Annotated in this window: 18 protein-coding genes; 5 read left to right on the forward strand and 13 right to left on the reverse strand. The window is 44.9% G+C overall.

Annotated elements, in window-relative coordinates; all coding sequences use genetic code 11:
* Positions 1-8: 8 nt before the first annotated feature.
* The 3 genes from ytkD to P3L57_RS15085 form a co-directional block, all read right to left on the reverse strand.
* Entirely contained in the window at positions 9-485 is a 477-nt protein-coding gene (gene ytkD / locus P3L57_RS15075; RefSeq protein ID WP_044153687.1) for an RNA deprotection pyrophosphohydrolase, read from the reverse strand.
* A 212-nt stretch (positions 486-697) separates the two neighbouring features.
* Positions 698-1,102: a phage holin family protein gene (locus P3L57_RS15080; RefSeq protein WP_044153684.1), complete on the reverse strand. Its 405-nt coding sequence runs from the start codon at positions 1,100-1,102 to the stop codon at positions 698-700.
* Between the two features lie 158 nt (positions 1,103-1,260).
* Positions 1,261-1,698 carry a Dps family protein gene (locus P3L57_RS15085; protein WP_010331587.1) on the reverse strand — a complete coding sequence of 146 codons (438 nt, stop codon included), beginning with the start codon at positions 1,696-1,698 and terminating at the stop codon, positions 1,261-1,263.
* A 123-nt stretch (positions 1,699-1,821) separates the two neighbouring features.
* Here P3L57_RS15085 and ytzI point away from each other — a divergent pair, with 123 nt between their 5' ends.
* Positions 1,822-1,971: a YtzI protein gene (ytzI, locus tag P3L57_RS15090; protein WP_044153683.1), complete on the forward strand. Its 150-nt coding sequence runs from the start codon at positions 1,822-1,824 to the stop codon at positions 1,969-1,971.
* Here ytzI and P3L57_RS15095 read toward each other — a convergent pair.
* Both P3L57_RS15095 and P3L57_RS15100 read right to left on the reverse strand, forming a co-directional pair.
* Positions 1,965-2,408 carry a FixH family protein gene (locus P3L57_RS15095; RefSeq protein ID WP_044153681.1) on the reverse strand — a complete coding sequence of 148 codons (444 nt, stop codon included), beginning with the start codon at positions 2,406-2,408 and terminating at the stop codon, positions 1,965-1,967. The two genes, ytzI and P3L57_RS15095, sit on opposite strands and share 7 nt — an antisense overlap.
* Before the next feature lie 121 nt (positions 2,409-2,529).
* Positions 2,530-3,003, reverse strand: a complete 474-nt coding sequence (locus P3L57_RS15100) for an S-ribosylhomocysteine lyase (RefSeq protein ID WP_010331590.1) — start codon at positions 3,001-3,003, stop codon at positions 2,530-2,532.
* Positions 3,004-3,130: 127 nt separating this feature from the next.
* On the opposite strand from P3L57_RS15100, the gene yidD reads away from it, so the two are divergent.
* Positions 3,131-3,358 carry a membrane protein insertion efficiency factor YidD gene (gene yidD, locus P3L57_RS15105; protein WP_010331591.1) on the forward strand — a complete coding sequence of 76 codons (228 nt, stop codon included), beginning with the start codon at positions 3,131-3,133 and terminating at the stop codon, positions 3,356-3,358.
* Here yidD and P3L57_RS15110 read toward each other — a convergent pair.
* Positions 3,355-3,918, reverse strand: a complete 564-nt coding sequence (locus tag P3L57_RS15110) for a beta-class carbonic anhydrase (protein ID WP_024122594.1) — start codon at positions 3,916-3,918, stop codon at positions 3,355-3,357. The two genes, yidD and P3L57_RS15110, sit on opposite strands and share 4 nt — an antisense overlap.
* Before the next feature lie 110 nt (positions 3,919-4,028).
* Positions 4,029-4,277: a type B 50S ribosomal protein L31 gene (locus P3L57_RS15115; protein WP_010331593.1), complete on the reverse strand. Its 249-nt coding sequence runs from the start codon at positions 4,275-4,277 to the stop codon at positions 4,029-4,031.
* Between the two features lie 201 nt (positions 4,278-4,478).
* Between P3L57_RS15115 and P3L57_RS15120 the strand changes: the two genes are divergently transcribed.
* From P3L57_RS15120 to P3L57_RS15130, 3 genes are read left to right on the forward strand one after another with little or no spacing between them, the layout of a single operon-like run.
* Positions 4,479-5,810 carry a cytochrome ubiquinol oxidase subunit I gene (locus P3L57_RS15120; RefSeq protein ID WP_044153676.1) on the forward strand — a complete coding sequence of 444 codons (1,332 nt, stop codon included), beginning with the start codon at positions 4,479-4,481 and terminating at the stop codon, positions 5,808-5,810.
* Positions 5,811-5,852: 42 nt separating this feature from the next.
* The gene (locus tag P3L57_RS15125; protein WP_024122596.1) at positions 5,853-6,896 is read left to right on the forward strand and encodes a cytochrome d ubiquinol oxidase subunit II; all 1,044 of its coding nucleotides are present in this window, start codon (positions 5,853-5,855) and stop codon (positions 6,894-6,896) included.
* Between the two features lie 53 nt (positions 6,897-6,949).
* Positions 6,950-7,108 carry a DUF1540 domain-containing protein gene (locus P3L57_RS15130; RefSeq protein WP_010331596.1) on the forward strand — a complete coding sequence of 53 codons (159 nt, stop codon included), beginning with the start codon at positions 6,950-6,952 and terminating at the stop codon, positions 7,106-7,108.
* A 22-nt stretch (positions 7,109-7,130) separates the two neighbouring features.
* On the opposite strand, the gene P3L57_RS15135 is transcribed toward P3L57_RS15130, so the two are convergent.
* From P3L57_RS15135 to P3L57_RS15160, 6 genes are all read right to left on the reverse strand, one after another.
* The gene (locus tag P3L57_RS15135; protein WP_069487024.1) at positions 7,131-8,018 is read right to left on the reverse strand and encodes a metal ABC transporter permease; all 888 of its coding nucleotides are present in this window, start codon (positions 8,016-8,018) and stop codon (positions 7,131-7,133) included.
* A complete protein-coding gene (locus tag P3L57_RS15140) occupies positions 8,008-9,315 on the reverse strand; it encodes a metal ABC transporter permease (protein ID WP_069487399.1) in 1,308 nt (435 codons plus the stop codon). Before P3L57_RS15140 ends, P3L57_RS15135 begins: the two co-directional genes overlap by 11 nt.
* Positions 9,316-9,320: 5 nt before the next feature.
* Positions 9,321-10,073, reverse strand: a complete 753-nt coding sequence (locus tag P3L57_RS15145; RefSeq protein ID WP_069487023.1) for a metal ABC transporter ATP-binding protein — start codon at positions 10,071-10,073, stop codon at positions 9,321-9,323.
* A gap of 18 nt (positions 10,074-10,091) precedes the next feature.
* Positions 10,092-11,015: a metal ABC transporter solute-binding protein, Zn/Mn family gene (locus tag P3L57_RS15150; RefSeq protein ID WP_069487022.1), complete on the reverse strand. Its 924-nt coding sequence runs from the start codon at positions 11,013-11,015 to the stop codon at positions 10,092-10,094.
* A gap of 276 nt (positions 11,016-11,291) precedes the next feature.
* A complete protein-coding gene (gene menC / locus P3L57_RS15155; RefSeq protein ID WP_044153666.1) occupies positions 11,292-12,407 on the reverse strand; it encodes an o-succinylbenzoate synthase in 1,116 nt (371 codons plus the stop codon).
* Entirely contained in the window at positions 12,404-13,864 is a 1,461-nt protein-coding gene (locus P3L57_RS15160; RefSeq protein ID WP_044153665.1) for an o-succinylbenzoate--CoA ligase, read from the reverse strand. The genes menC and P3L57_RS15160 overlap by 4 nt, the downstream gene beginning before the upstream one ends.
* Positions 13,865-13,899: the final 35 nt, after the last annotated feature.

Below are 13,899 nucleotides of genomic sequence, written 5' to 3' on the forward strand. Positions count from 1 at the left end.
CCGGGTCTTTAGTTGATCCATCCCGCTTCTTTCAGTTTTTTTAAACTGATGGGAAGCACAGAATCCTTCATAATAAAGCTGAATTTTTTATTGCGGGGCAGGTTTTCCGGAAGTTCACGAAACAGAACCGGCCCTTTCGTTTCAAAGTAATCACTTTGCTTTTCAAGCTTCTCTATATCTGCAAAATATATATTCTTCACAATAACCTTTTCTTTTCCGAGAACTTTATACTGTCCGAGATACTTGAGGCTTTTCACTCTCGCCCCTGTTTCTTCTTTTACTTCTCGAAGCGCCGCCTCTTCCGCGCACTCCATCGGTTCCACTTTCCCGCCCGGAAACTCAAAGCCTCTGTCCTCATGTTCTGTCAAAAGCCATTTGTCACCAAAACGGCAGATGACCCAGACATGCTTCGGGCTGTCCGAAAAGGGCTGATTGTCAAAGGAGAGCTGAACAGTATTCTGATAATAATCTTTAAACTCGTACATGTTTATCCCTCAAATCCGTTCCTAGCTATCTTCCATACATCATACCACAGTTACGTTTCTTCGGAAGCTTTTTATCAAAAAATAAGGGAAACCCAGCACGCCATCCGGATCTGAAACGACAGACCAGCTCGTACAGCTTTTGGCCGCAGCTCTTGTCAAAATGTAAATGACTGACGCTCTGGGCTTTATTATGACCCGCGAATAGATAAAAGTTACGGTTTGCGCCTGAATTTATTTTTTAACGTTTCTAATAGATCCACAAGCATTTCCGGAACAGGTATACCGAGAGAGCTGGCTGTCACGACAATTTGCACAGATTCATAAAGAATATAAAACATAATGGCCAAGTCACGTATTGATCCCTGTGTATTCAGCAGCTGGTCAAAAAAGTGACAGACAGAGATCAGAGCCAACGTAACTAATTTTTTGACAAAACGGGCAAAAACCTTCTTGAACACCAGTTTGTGAATAATCGTTTCTTTCAAGGTCGTACTGATAAATTCAATTGCCATAAGAGACAGCAGAATGAGGAGTGAGTACTGAAAACCTCCGAAGAAAAACCCCGCTGCTGAAACGCTGACTGCAAAAAACGAAAAGATGCCAAAGTCTCTATCCATTTATCCCAACATCCTTTCACAGAAACGGCCTTACCATATTCTATGGAAAGCATGCCGAACGGATTGGATTTTTCAGAAAAATGGACTAGTTGTCGCCTATTTTTGCGAGGCAAAACAAAAACCGGACATCTTCAAAGATATCCGGCCTTTCTTTTCTATTATCCAAGGTAAGCTTTCAGCATCCAGTTATGTTTTTCAATATTTTGGTGAATGGCAAGAAGCATGTCCCCTGTTGTTTCGTCTCCGACCTCATCGGCTAAGTCCATGCCGCTTTTCAGTTCTTCCGCGATGACTGTAAAATCATCATACACACTCTGAACCATTTGTTCTGCTGTCTCGTTTCCGTTCGCTTCTTTTACAGAAGCTGTTTCCAAAGATTCTTTCATTGTCGCGATCGGTTTTCCGTTCAAAGCCAAAAGACGCTCTGCCAAATCATCAATATAAGTTGCTGTCTCGTTATAAAGCTCCTCAAATTTTTCATGGAGTGTAAAAAAATCTTTCCCTTTTACATACCAGTGATAATTATGTAGTTTCACATACATGACCGTCCAGTTGGCTACTTGTTTGTTCACGGCTTGAATCAATTGTTCTGACATATTATCTTCCTCCTTGTTTATATTAGGTGTATACCCTTCATATCGTACGCTAAAACCTTTATTTTACCCGTCTGTCACAATGTCTTCCACTATGTTACAATTATTGAAAACGGAGGTGGAATCATGACGCTTCTCATTACGATAAGTATTTTGATTGTGCTGGCTGTTTTGCTCGTAAGTGTTTGGACGACTGTAAAAGCCTATAATGTGAAACACACGATTGACCCTCCTCAAGAAGGAAATGCTCCCGGTTCAGACCCAAAAGGTCAATGATGGTGTGATTGATCTTCTTCAGGTTGCTTGGTGGCAGCATCGGCGTCTCCGACTTGGACTTTTAAGGTCGGCATGCTGTGCTGTTTTTTTGCAGTGACATGAGATTGCACAGTGTATACGCCATCTTCCTTAAACTCTGTCTCAAATCGATATACGCCATCTTCCTGTTTGGCTTTAAACATCTTGCTGTCGTTTTTTTCTCCGTCTTTCCATACCTCAAACTCCACTTCATCAGCATCTGTCACCGCTTCATCTCCGTAAGAAACCGCCGCTTGATAAGCAGCATTCTCTCCCGGCTTCACTTTTTCCGGTCCGGTGAGTTTTACATCTAATACCTCAGGCGTCTCAGCTGCTGTCTGTGCTTTATTCTCCTCAGATCCGCACCCGTTCAGTAAAAAAACAGCAGAAAAAAGTACTGCAGCGACCATCTTTTTCATTCCATCACCCTTTTCGTCGTTTACCTCAATAGTAGCAAACGCTTACAGTAAATGGTATACAAAATCTGTAACGTCACAAAAAAGACCTTTTTGCTTTCGGGCAAAAAGGTCTTTTTTCGATTTAGCCAAATACTTTTAGCAATTCTTCTTTATCCTGTGACAGCCAGAAACGCATCAAACGTTTTGCGCCTTCCAGGTCATGAAGCTTCGCCTGGCCGCATTGCTTTTCATTGGCAGCCGGAATTTCTGTAATTTCTACAGCTTCCTTCATTGTGTCTTCAAGCAGATCAACGATTTCCGCAGGAGTCGGCTCTCCGCTGACAACAAGATAGTAGCCGGTTTGGCAGCCCATTGGCGAAATATCAATAATATCAAAATGATCATATTTCTCAGCATGAGTGCGAATCGTAAACGCGAGCAAATGCTCAAGTGTATGAATCGTATCAGGCTTCATCGCCTGTTTATTCGGCTGGCAAAAACGAATATCAAATTTATTTACAACACCGTCTGTTCCTACTTTATGCACACCGCAATGTCTTACGTATGGGGCAACAACCGCATTATGGTCAAGTTCAAAACTTTCTACTGAAGGCATAATGGCACTCTCCCTTTTTTAAAAATGTATTTTTATTATAACATACCTTTCCGATAAGAATTATCGAATAACTTTTCAAACCGCGTTATTTTTTTTATACTTGCATCAGAAAGGTTGCTGAAGACACATGAAAACCATATTTATTGCTCTGATCAGAGGGTACCAAAAATTCATCTCGCCGCTGACGCCGCCAACATGCCGCTTTTATCCGACTTGTTCACAATATGGAATCGAAGCCATTAAAACGCACGGCGCCCTTAAAGGCGGATGGCTGACTCTCATACGGATTTTGAAATGCCATCCATTTCATCCGGGCGGTGTCGACCCCGTCCCTGAAAAAAAGCGCAAAGATTAAGCGTTATAGCCGTTTACGACAACATCCAGTTTTCCTGTCTCAGGATCAATGACTAAACCATGGACAGGCACAGTTTCCGGGAACAGCGGATGATGTTTAATGACGTCCACGCTGTCTTTTACGCTCGCTTCCACTGAATCGAAGCTTTTAAACCATTGGTCAAAGTCAACTCCGGAGTACTTCAATGTTTCGATGCGTTCTTCCGGAATTCCTCTTTCCTTTATTCTATTAAGCATGCTTTCGCTGCTGATTTTGCTCATACCGCAATCATGGTGTCCGATTACACAGACTTCATCTGCGTTCAGCTCGTACACTGCAACCAGTAAACTTCTCATAATGCTTCCGAACGGGTGTGTAACAAGCGCACCGGCACTCTTTATTATTTTGATGTCACCGTTTCGCATATTCATCGCATGCGGCAGCAATTCAACCAAACGAGTGTCCATGCAAGAAAGAATCGCCATTTTTTTATCTGGGAATTTTGATGTCTGATACTTTTCATAATCTTTTTGTTCAATAAAAGTTTTATTAAAGTCAAGAATATCATTTAGAAGACTCATAGCGGTATTCCTTTCCGGTCTTTTTTCTTCAATATATCACAGCCTCTGCCTTTCGTCATCTTATCGGCAAGATGTTGAGGCCAGAAAAAAAGGCAAGCCCTGCGGCTGCCTCATTTTCCCATGTTATATCTTTTGTTGAACTGCTCGACTCTTCCGCCTTTTTCATTGAATTTCTGGCGGCCTGTATAAAACGGATGAGTATCTGAGCTTACCTCTACTTTAATAACCGGATATGTGTTTCCATCTTCCCACTCCGCTGTTTCTTCCGATGTTTTGGTAGACCTGCTCAAAAAGCGGTATCCGCTGTTTACATCCTGAAATATTACTTTGTGATTCTTCGGATGAATTCCTTCCTTCATGTCTATCTCTCCTTAATAAATCGTAATAATTACGTTTTATTTTATATCCTAACAAACATTTTGTCAATCTCCTTACAGGTTTCCCGATCTTTCGCTTCATAAACCTCATGCTTTTAAGAACAGGAAGAATAATCTAACCGAGGAAGCAAATAATAAACCCATATTACATACAGATCGTTTTGAGAAAGGTGGTTTATTATTGTGGATGATTTAGTTTTGGCTAGGAGTCTTTTTGGTACGACAATGGGCTTTCATATCATTTTCGCAACCTTGGGAGTCGGTCTGCCGCTCATGATTTTAATAGCTGAATTGATCTATCAAAAAACGAAGGATGACCATTATGCCATCATGGCGAAAAGATGGACAAAAGCACAGGCTGTTTTGCTGGGGGTCGCCATTCCGACCGGAACCATTGCCGGTACTCAGCTCGCGCTTTTATGGCCGGGTTTTATGGAAGTCATCGGCCGGGTCATGTCCCTCCCATTCCAAATTGAAATCTACGCTTTTTTTATCGAAGCCCTGTTTATGTCGATTTATGTATATGCCGCAGACCGCTTATCGCCGGTCATGAGGATTATCGCTGTTGTCTTTGTGCTGATCGGGGCCGCGGCGTCTGCCATTCTGATCACGAATGTCCATGCCTTTGAAGGAACCCCGGCCGGATTTAAAATTATAAACGGAAAGATAACTGATGTTGATCCGTGGGCCGCGTTTTTTAACCCTAGCTTTTTTGTAACCGCCGGCCATGTCGTTCTGTCTGCGTTCATGACAGGAGCCTTTATCGTTGCTTCTGTTGCCGCATACAAAATGATCCGGTCGAGAAAAAAAGAAAACGTCTATCGCTTTCACCGGAAAGCCCTGCTGCTCGCGCTGACGATCGGCGGTATCTTTTCATTGATAACAGCCTTAAACGGCCACGAATCAGCACAGATGCTGCATGAATATCAGCCGGAAAAACTCGCCGGAGCAGAGGGCCTGTTTGAAACAAGATCCCATGCCCCGCTTGCAATCGGCGGATTTACCGATCCGGAAGAGGAAAAAGTGAAATGGGCAATCGAGATTCCGTGGGCATTAAGCTTTTTGGCAGCCAACAGTTTTGACACTGTTGTAAAAGGATTAAATGCGTTTCCGAGAGACGAATGGCCGCCGCTTTTTATCCACACGTTATTTAATGCGATGGTCGGTGTCGGAATGCTGCTTATTCTTTATTCCATTATCGGTGTCGTCTGGAGAAAAGTATTAAAGAAAGATCGTTTTCCAACCTGGCTGCTGTTGATTTTCATGACGGCCGGTCCTCTCAGCATTATCGGAATTGAATTCGGCTGGATTTTCGCTTGTACGGGGAGACAGCCGTGGGTCATCTATCATCTGCTGAAAACATCAGATGTCGTCACGACGACAGGCTCGATCGGTGTGCTCTTTCTGTTTTTCACATTTGTTTACGCCGTGTTGGGCGCAGCTGTCGTTTATGTGCTGCTTTACTATTTCAAAAAGCACCCTGTGGATGAGGATTTAAATACGGCGGAGTCTTAATAGCTTCGCAAGCAGGAAACTAAATGGAAGGAAGATCGACAAATGGACATTTCAACTGACGCTCTGATCGCCATCTCAATTATTTGGGGTTTTGTGTTTATTTACGCCGTCATGGCCACAATGGATTTCGGAGCGGGATTTTGGTCTATGATCTATTTAAACAAGGAGCATATGAAGGCAACTGATATCGCAAACCGCTTTCTGTCGCCGACTTGGGAGGTCACTAACGTCTTTATCGTGGCCATCGTCGTTGCGCTTTTCAGCTTTTTTCCAGGTGCGACGTTTGTGCTCGGAACTGTTTTATTAATTCCCGGCAGCATTATTTTATTGCTTTTAGCAATCCGAAGCGGATTTCTCGTTTTTTCAAACACAGCGAAGGAAAGGAAATTGCTCAGATATATTTCCGGCATCTCCGGTTTTATTATTCCCGCTGTTCTGATTTTGGTTCTCCCGGTGACACACGGTGGATTTATCGAAAACACAGACGGCGTATACAGCTTGAATATGTCTACCATTTTGACAAGCCCAAACGCCTATTCATTTATAGGGTTTGCGATTTTAAGCACTTTATTTTTATCCTCCCTGCTGCTGGCGGATGTTTCGAATGTGGCTGAGGAACAGGACGCCTATACGGCGTACAGAAAAAGCGCCTTAATCACCGGCCCGATTTCGCTCCTATTTGCCGTATGCATTATGCTTACGATGCGGAATGAAGCAAACTGGCTTTATACTGGAATGATGAATGATTTTTCCTGGATTATTGCGTCGTTTATTACATTTATCATCGCAGGCATAGCACTTTTTCTGCCTAACAAAAGCTTCGGCAAAAAGATTGGAAAACCCAGACTGGCGCTTGTCGCGATTGCGATACAGTATTTCCTGGCAAGCTACGCGTACGGCCGCGCCCACCTCCCTTATATGATTTATCCTGACGTGACGATCATGTCCGGTTTCACCGAGCCCGCCACGTTCAGAGCGCTGTTTATGACATATATCGTTGCATTCATTATCCTGTTCCCAGGCTTCTACTTCTTCTGGAAGCTGTTTATGAAGGATAAACGGTATATCCGCCAGCAGGAAGAATAGGGCCCTAGCCCTCCGGCTATACTAAGCTTGAACCTTTATAAGGAGGGGATGGCATGGACCAGAAAATCCTATGCGAGGTCAACAACTGTTCTTATTGGGACAAAGGCAACAGATGCACAGCCGATGCCATTTATGTTGTCAGCCATACTGGCGAGACTGCCGAAAACAGCCGGGAAACAGACTGCAAAACGTTTAAACCGCAAGATTTGTAAAAATCAAAAGAAAGAGCTGGCATCAGACAGCTCTTTCTTTTTCAGTTGTGAGCATTCTTATCTTTTTCGTCATCACTCCGTTTGACGGCGAAAATAAAAAGGCACCTGCATAAAAAACTCCTGTCATTGCCGCCATCGCTCCGGAGATGGAAACATTGAGCCATGTTGCGCAGATATAGCCCAATAGAGCTGACAGCCCTCCGATGGCCGCGCTGATAATCAGCATATAAAGCAGCCGATCCGTTAATAGATGGGCGGCAGCCGGCGGAACAACCAGCATCGCCACAACCAATATGGCGCCGACCGAATCAAAGGAGGCAACGGTCGTAAGCGACAGCATCCCCATCTGGAGGTAATGAATCAGCATGACCGGTATTCCGATGGCCAAAGCCATTTGCGGATCAAACGAAGAAATTTTGAACTCCTTATAGCACACACTGACCATCGTTATATTGAAAAGCAGCACAACAACCAGCATCCAAAACGCTTTTGGCCCGATGTCCACTCCGAATACCGTGATCGTATTCCATGGCACAAAAGCGATTTCTCCCATCAATGAATGTTCAATATCGAGATGGACATTCGCTCCATATACTGATAACAAAATAACACCAACTGCAAATAAGGAAGTAAAAACAACGCCTATGGCGGCATCTGATTGAACCCCTTTGCTGTGAAGAAGCTGTACCAAAAATGCCGTTAACAGTCCCGACACGGCTGCACCGATGAACATAGGAATCCCGTCAAGGCTTTTTGTCACAAGAAAAGCACTAACAATTCCAAGCAAAACAGTATGGCTGATGGCATCGGCCAGCATTGCCATTCTCCTTAATACAAGAAATGTTCCGATCAACGCACAGCTGACACCGACTAGTATGCCCGTCACTATAATCCACGCTTCAAAGCTCATTGGCAATCTTCCCCTTCTCGATTTCAGGGTATGGCTTACGAAGCTCAGGCATCCTGTCATGCAGCTTCAAAAGTGAAAGAAGCCTATCTCTTGTAGCCTCCGGCAATCGGTCCGGCACAAAATCATCCTGATCCGCACCTGCTTTTTCCATATCCATTTCATGCATGAGGTACATTTCATACATCCGATATTCTAAAGCCGTCAGATAACCTTTTTCTATCCCAGCCTGTGTCACTTTCCAAACCCCGTTTTCAATCCGTGCAACGCACCTCTCTTTTTCCAAATCATTCAAAACTTTATGACATGATGAAGGTGAAAGCCGCCTTTTCTTTCGTATACTTTCCTCCGTTACATATATTTCCTTATGTTCATACTGCTCAAAAATCGTCAAAAGCACCTGCTCCCGGTTTGTTTTTCTACGCAGCCTTATTAATCTTATCCCTTTAGCAGCCAGTCCCCGCTTAGGTGCACAAATCATCGAAAAAAGAAAAATGATCGTTGCCGATAAAATCATCAAAGGCCCCGTCGCCATGCCCTCCATTGTTGTACTCAGCAATGTTCCGGACACGCCGCTGATCCCGCCTGTCATCCCGGCAATCAGGATCATGCCCGTTAAACGCTCGGTCCAATATCTTGCGGCAATCGCGGGTGTAATGAGCATAGCTGCCATTAAGATGACACCTACAGTTTGAAGCCCTATCACAACAGCGCAGACAATAAGACAGGCCAAAAGTCCGTTTAAAAAACGTACCGGCAATCCCAATCCCTTTGCAAATGCGATATCAAAGGTGATAATTTTAAATTCCTTAAAAAAGACAGTACAAAGCAGCAATAAAACGGCGGATACTCCCGCAATAAGAATGATATCCTGTCTGACTAATGAAGCAGCCTGGCCGAACAGAAAGGTATCAAGTCCGCTTTGGCTTCCCGACCCCAGCTGCTGAATATATGTCAGCAGTATAATACCGACGCCAAAGAACACAGAGAGAACGATCCCGATTGCCGAGTCCTCTTTTGTTTTTGACAGCCGCGGTATCAGCTGAATCAGCCATGTTCCGAGAAGCCCTGCAAGCGCTGCGCCGAGCAAAAAGAAAGGGAGTGATTTTTCTCCGGTGAACAGAAAAGCGAGACACACACCCGGCAGGGCAGAATGGGCCATCGCATCTCCGATTAAACTTTGTTTTCTAAGCAGCACAAAGCTCCCTAACACGCCGCTTGCTGCACCGAGCAAAAGCGTCCCGGCCAACACCCACTGTGTATTCGGATGCTGGAGCTGCAGCCACAAACTTTCTATCAATGCGCTCACCCCTTATTACCTTCTGCCAGCACTTTATCTTTCAGAAATATCAGCCTTCCTCCATACGTTTTTTGAAGGTTTTCAATCGTAAATACTTTCTCCGCCGGTCCGAAGGCGATTTTCCTTAAATGAAGCAGCAATATCCAATCGAAATAGTCTTCGGCGGTTTGCAGGTCATGGTGGACGACAAGTACGGTTTTGCCCTTCTCCTTAAGCTCCGCCAAAAGAGTCATGATTGCCCGCTCCGTCGCTGCATCCACGCCGGCAAACGGTTCATCCATAAAGTAAATGTCAGCGTCCTGACAGAGTGCCCGGGCAAGGAATACCCGCTGCTGCTGGCCCCCTGACAGCTGGCTGATCTGCCTGTTCGCATAATCGAGCATGCCAACTTTTTCCAAAGCCGCTTCAGCCATTTCCGCGTCTGCCTTTTTCGGTCTTTTCAGCAAGCCGATTCGGCCGTACCTTCCCATCAGCACGACATCCAGAGCGCTGGTAGGAAAATCCCAATCAACCGAACCTCGCTGCGGCACATATCCGATTCTTGTCCGCTGTTGTTTATAAGTTTCGCCGTAAATGGAGATGTCTCCTGAGGCACGGGGCACAAGACCGAGAATCGTTTTGATCAAAGTGGACTTTCCAGCGCCGTTCGGGCCGATAATACCGATTAATTTCCCCTCCGGCACCTGCAGCGAAATCTCTTGCAGAACGGGCTTTTTATCATAAGCGACTGTGACATTTTCCAGCTCAACAGGAAACATTTCTTTCACCTCTATTCCTTATTTAAGCGCTTCGGTAATCGTGTTGATATTATGGCGGAACATGCCTTCGTATGTGCCTTCTTTTGTCCCCTTTTCACCCATTGCATCCGAATAGAGCTGACCGCCGATTGACACCGAATGGCCTTTTTCTTTAGCCCCTTCCACCACGGCATTAATTGATTTTTCAGACACGCTGCTTTCTACAAAAACAGCCTTAATTTGTTTTTCTGCCAAAAGCTCAACCAGGTCCTGTACATCCTTTAAACCATAATCTGAATCTGTGCTGAGCCCCTGCAGGCCTTCTACTTTAAATCCATACTCTTTCCCAAAATACGCAAACGCATCATGAGCGGTTACAAGCACACGGCTTTTCTCCGGAATGTTCGCAACCTCCTGGCGAGCCCTTTTATCTAAATATTGCAAATTATCTTTGTACTCTTGTGCGTTTTTCTTAAAGTCATCCGCATGCTCAGGCATCGCTTTGCTGAATTGCTCTTCGATTTCATCAATTGCGTAAATCCATAATGGGATGCTGAACCAGACGTGAGGATCATACATCTTCCCTTTTCCCGCAGAAATAAGCTTGCTTTTCGGAATCGCTTCGGCAACCGCCGCCGCTTGTTTTTGTTCACCGATTTTACGGAGAATGTCTTCCATCTTCCCTTCGAGATGCAAGCCGCTGTACAGCACAACGTCTGCTGATGTCAATTTTCTCGTATCACCTTGTGACGCTTTGTAAAGGTGCGGGTCTACTCCCGGTCCCATTAAAGAAGTGACCTTCACATGCTTTCCGCCGATTTTTTCAGCCGCGTCCGCAATTTGGGATGTCGTTGCCGTCACTTGCAGCCGCTGATCAGAACTTTTACCGGAAGACTCTGATCCACAGCCCGTTAAAGCAAGGCATGCAAGGATCAATGCCGCTATCAGTCCTCTTTTTTTCATTTGTTCCCTCCTCTTTGTCATCGATGTCCTGTTGTTTTATCTTATGTTGTGTTTTCTTAGACATGTGACATTTAATTAGACAAAAGCATGTTTTGTTTATATAGGACAAAAAGTTTCCTTAGTGCAAAATTATCGCGTTTGTCCATTTCTGTCAAGATATTTTTTGCATAAAAAAACCGGCTGGTTCAGCAGCCGGTCAAACGAGAAGGGATGTATTCAACGCTTTTACTCTAACAGCACACTCACATTCTCTCAAATTGATAAAATGCCTTTTTCTCATCCATGCTGTGTGAAAACATCCATTTTGGTCACATATTTTCGCATGATTTCCTGATTTACTTCAACCCCTAAACCGGGCTCTTTCGACACAGAAATAAATCCGTTATCGATACGGATATCAGGGGTCACGATATCCTCATCCCAATACCTTGAAGATGACGAAATATCGCCCGGTATCGTAAATTGGGGCAAGGAAGCCAGCGCCACGTTTTGCGCTCTTGAAATGCCAGTCTCCAGCATTCCTCCGCACCAAACCGGCATATTGTGCTCCTTGCACAGATCATGGATTTTCAGAGCTTCCGTCAATCCGCCGACACGAGAAGGCTTGATATTAATTACTTTGCAGCTTCCCAGCTCAATCGCCCGTCTCGCGTCATCAGCTGAGCAAATGCTTTCGTCAAGGCAAATCGCCGTTTTCATATGCTTCTGCAAGTGGCGGTGATCAACAATATCATCAGCTTGGAGCGGCTGTTCAATCATCATTAAATGATATTCGTCAAGCTCCTTTAAGCGGCTGATATCCTTGAGTTCATAAGAGGAATTCGCATCAGCCATAAGCGGGATGCCAGGGAATCGGGTGCGGATAGCTTTTACCAATTCCACATCTTGTCCTGGCTGAATTTTAATTTTTATTCTTTGATAGCCTTCTTTTTGATAAGCCTCAATTTCTTTCAGCATATCCTCAAGAGGCGCTAGGCTGACAACGACTCCGGCAGGGACTTTGTCTCTTGTCCCTCCTAATGCCTCCGCAAGAGAAATCCCCTTCTTTTTTGCATAAATATCCCAAACAGCCGATTCAAGCCCCGCTTTTGCCATCCTGTTACCTTTATAGCGCGCCAAGCTGTCCGGCACTTCGGAAGGGTGGCTGAATTCACGTCCGACGACATTAGGAATAAAAAAATCCTTCAGCATATGCAGACAAGTGCCAATCGTTTCCTCGGTGTACCACGGTGAGGAGAATGCAGACACTTCTCCCCATCCTGTAACTCCGGATATATCGATGGCTTCCACGATCAAAAATTTGCGCTCCTGAAGCGTCTCAATACTGTTTTTGAACGGTTTTTTTAGATTCATGCTCAAATGATAAAGCGTAATTTTTTCTATTTCGATCATAACAGTTCTCCTTTACGCGCATCCTTCAGCTGATTTCGCAATAGCTTATTCGACGCATTGCGCGGCAGGCGGTCTAATACAAAGAATTTTGCCGGAACTTTATATTTCGCCAATCGTTCTTTGCAAAAAACGGTCAGTTCTTCAGCGCTGACAGGCTGATGGAGCACAAGATAAGCATGAGGCACTTTTCCCCATTTTATGTCCTCCGCGCCTGAAACGCCGGCTTCTGCAACAGCCGGATGAGAAAGCAGCACAGACTCCACTTCAGCGGGATAAATATTTTCTCCGCCTGAAATGATAAGATCTGATCGCCTGTCTAATACATATAAAAACCCTTCACTGTCCAAATAACCGAGATCGCCTGTTTTCAGCCAGCCATTTTGAAAGGATGCTTTATTTGCGCTTTCCCGGTTGAAATAGCTTTTCATCACATTCGGGCCTTTCACCATAATTTCACCGTGTTCAAACGGCTCACACGCTTTTCCGTCCCGCTCAATTTTGATTTCGCATGAAAACAGCGGTTTTCCTGCTGATCCGAGCTTTTCCATACTGAATTCCGGCGAGAGAGTAACGATTTGTGAGCATGTCTCCGTCATTCCGTATGATTGAAAGACGGGGAAGCCTTTCTCTCGGCATTCTTCCAGCAAAGGAAGCGGCGCAGGACCTCCGCCGAGCAGGATGCATCTGAGGGATGACGGGCAGTAGCTTATTTCTGCCAAAAGACTTGCCAGCATTGTCTGAACCGCAGAAATAATCGTAACTTGATGCCTGTCGATAGAATCCAATACATCACTTACGGAAAAACGCTGGTGAAGCACGACCGTCATTCCGTAAATCACAGATTTAAATAATGCGGACAGTCCGCTGATATGAAAGAGCGGCAGCGTGATAAGCCAGCGGTCTTGTTCTGTTATACCCAAATTAAGAGCAGAAGACACCGCACTGAAATAATGATTTCCAAACGTTTGCTGAACTCCCTTGGGCTTGCCGGTTGTCCCGGAGGTATACATAAGAGTCGCCGTTGCATCCATTTGCATGTATGGCTCAATTTCAATATCCTGTGCATCTTCTTTTACCAGTTCATCCACATTAATGGTTTCAATCATATGCTCATAATCCTGCATGTCAAAACTTTCATCCGTCAATAAAAAGCGGGCGCCGGAATCCTCCAGCTGGAACAGCCTTTCATGTTTAGACAGCTTTGTATTCAGCAGCACCGCTTTTACGCCGAGCAAAAAGCACGCGTGTACGGCATATACCATCTCCGCCCGGTTTCCGAGCAGAAGAGCCGCGGTGTCCCCTTTTCGAAAAGAATGAGCGGAGAGCTGGGACGCCATTCGTTTGGATGCGGCAAATAATTCAGCAAATGTCACGGTTTGATCTCCATAAATGAGAGCGATTCTCTCAGGTGTTAGCTGTGCCCGTTGCAGGAGCCAGTTGGGCTGTTCTGTCAGCATGTCATCATCTCCGAGGTAAAATTACTTTATTGAAA

Origin of the sequence: Bacillus sp. B28, from assembly GCF_029536185.1 — a bacterium.
GTDB lineage: Bacteria > Bacillota > Bacilli > Bacillales > Bacillaceae > Bacillus > Bacillus halotolerans.

Excerpts from the sequence above, each read along its gene's own strand:
- P3L57_RS15160 (WP_044153665.1), bottom strand. The coding sequence starts at position 13,864 with ATGCTGACAGAACAGCCCAACTGGCTCCTGCAACGGGCACAGCTAACA.
- P3L57_RS15095 (WP_044153681.1), bottom strand. The coding sequence starts at position 2,408 with ATGAAAAAGATGGTCGCTGCAGTACTTTTTTCTGCTGTTTTTTTACTG.
- menC (WP_044153666.1), bottom strand. The coding sequence starts at position 12,407 with ATGATCGAAATAGAAAAAATTACGCTTTATCATTTGAGCATGAATCTA.
- P3L57_RS15115 (WP_010331593.1), bottom strand. The coding sequence starts at position 4,277 with ATGAAGGAAGGAATTCATCCGAAGAATCACAAAGTAATATTTCAGGAT.
- yidD (WP_010331591.1), top strand. The coding sequence starts at position 3,131 with ATGAAAACCATATTTATTGCTCTGATCAGAGGGTACCAAAAATTCATC.
- P3L57_RS15130 (WP_010331596.1), top strand. The coding sequence starts at position 6,950 with ATGGACCAGAAAATCCTATGCGAGGTCAACAACTGTTCTTATTGGGAC.
- P3L57_RS15110 (WP_024122594.1), bottom strand. The coding sequence starts at position 3,918 with ATGAGTCTTCTAAATGATATTCTTGACTTTAATAAAACTTTTATTGAA.
- P3L57_RS15135 (WP_069487024.1), bottom strand. The coding sequence starts at position 8,018 with ATGAGCTTTGAAGCGTGGATTATAGTGACGGGCATACTAGTCGGTGTC.
- ytkD (WP_044153687.1), bottom strand. The coding sequence starts at position 485 with ATGTACGAGTTTAAAGATTATTATCAGAATACTGTTCAGCTCTCCTTT.
- P3L57_RS15085 (WP_010331587.1), bottom strand. The coding sequence starts at position 1,698 with ATGTCAGAACAATTGATTCAAGCCGTGAACAAACAAGTAGCCAACTGG.
- P3L57_RS15145 (WP_069487023.1), bottom strand. The coding sequence starts at position 10,073 with ATGTTTCCTGTTGAGCTGGAAAATGTCACAGTCGCTTATGATAAAAAG.
- ytzI (WP_044153683.1), top strand. The coding sequence starts at position 1,822 with ATGACGCTTCTCATTACGATAAGTATTTTGATTGTGCTGGCTGTTTTG.
- P3L57_RS15125 (WP_024122596.1), top strand. The coding sequence starts at position 5,853 with ATGGACATTTCAACTGACGCTCTGATCGCCATCTCAATTATTTGGGGT.
- P3L57_RS15100 (WP_010331590.1), bottom strand. The coding sequence starts at position 3,003 with ATGCCTTCAGTAGAAAGTTTTGAACTTGACCATAATGCGGTTGTTGCC.
- P3L57_RS15080 (WP_044153684.1), bottom strand. The coding sequence starts at position 1,102 with ATGGATAGAGACTTTGGCATCTTTTCGTTTTTTGCAGTCAGCGTTTCA.
- P3L57_RS15150 (WP_069487022.1), bottom strand. The coding sequence starts at position 11,015 with ATGAAAAAAAGAGGACTGATAGCGGCATTGATCCTTGCATGCCTTGCT.